General features: G+C 69.5%; 1 pseudogene. It reads left to right on the top strand.

Annotation, left to right across the window (positions count from 1 at the left end):
* A pseudogene (locus ACYQ2W_RS26375) lies at window positions 1–1,022 on the top strand (RHS repeat-associated core domain-containing protein); the annotation flags it as partial.

The raw sequence follows: 1,022 nt of genomic DNA, 5'->3' as shown, positions 1-1,022 counted from the left end.
TGACGGCCGCACCGTGCGCTACGCCTTCGACGCGAGCGGCAACCTCAGCGAACTCGCCACCCCCAACGGCGACCTCCACCGCTTCGACTACGGCCCCCGCGACCAGGAGAGCGCCTACACCCCGCCGGAGCTGGCGGCGGCCAGCGACCCCGCCACCCGCTACACCTACAACCTCGACGAACAACTCACCGCGGTGCAGCGCCCCGACGGCCAGACCCTCACCCTGGAGTACGACAACGGCGGCCGCCTCAGCGCCCTGCACCGGCCCGCCGGCACCACCGCCTACCAATATGACCCGGCCACCGGCCACCTCACGACGATCACCGCCCCCGACGGCGGCCAGCTCACCTTCACCTATGACGGCCCGCTATTCCTCAGCGAGCAGTGGAGCGGCGCGATCGACGGCACCGTCACCCGTGTCTACGACAACAACCTGCGCATCACCGAACGCCGCGTCGGCGATGTCGCCACCCCCTACACCTACGACGACGACGGCCTGCTCACCGCCGCCGGCAACCTCGCCCTCACCCGCGACCCCGCCAACGGCCTCACCACCGGTACGACCCTCGGCGCGGTAACCACTGCCCGCACCTACAACGGCTTCGGCGAACTGACCACCGAACGGGCGGAGGCCGACGGCCTCACCCTGATGGAGACCTCCTACAACCGCGACGCCCTCGGCCGCATCACCGAAAAGGTGGAGAACGTCGATGGCCTCAGCCACACCGAGCGCTACACCTACGACCCCGCCGGCCGCCTCACCGAGGTGGAACGCGACGGCCAGTTCACTCGCTACACCTACGACGCCAACGGCAACCGCCTGAGCCGGGAGGGGCCGGACGGGGTGGAGAACGGAGCCTACGACACCCAGGACCGCCTCACGCATTATGGCGACGCGGACTACCGCTACACCGCCAACGGCGAACTGGCGAGCCGGACCGACGCGAGCGGCACCACGCTGTACGCCTACGATACCGTCGGCAACCTGACCAGCGTGACCACCTCCAACGACGTAGTCATCG

It is taken from the genome of Endothiovibrio diazotrophicus (genome assembly GCF_054657215.1).
Note: the sequence above shows the minus strand (reverse complement) of the source record. Positions and strands in the feature narration are given on the sequence as shown.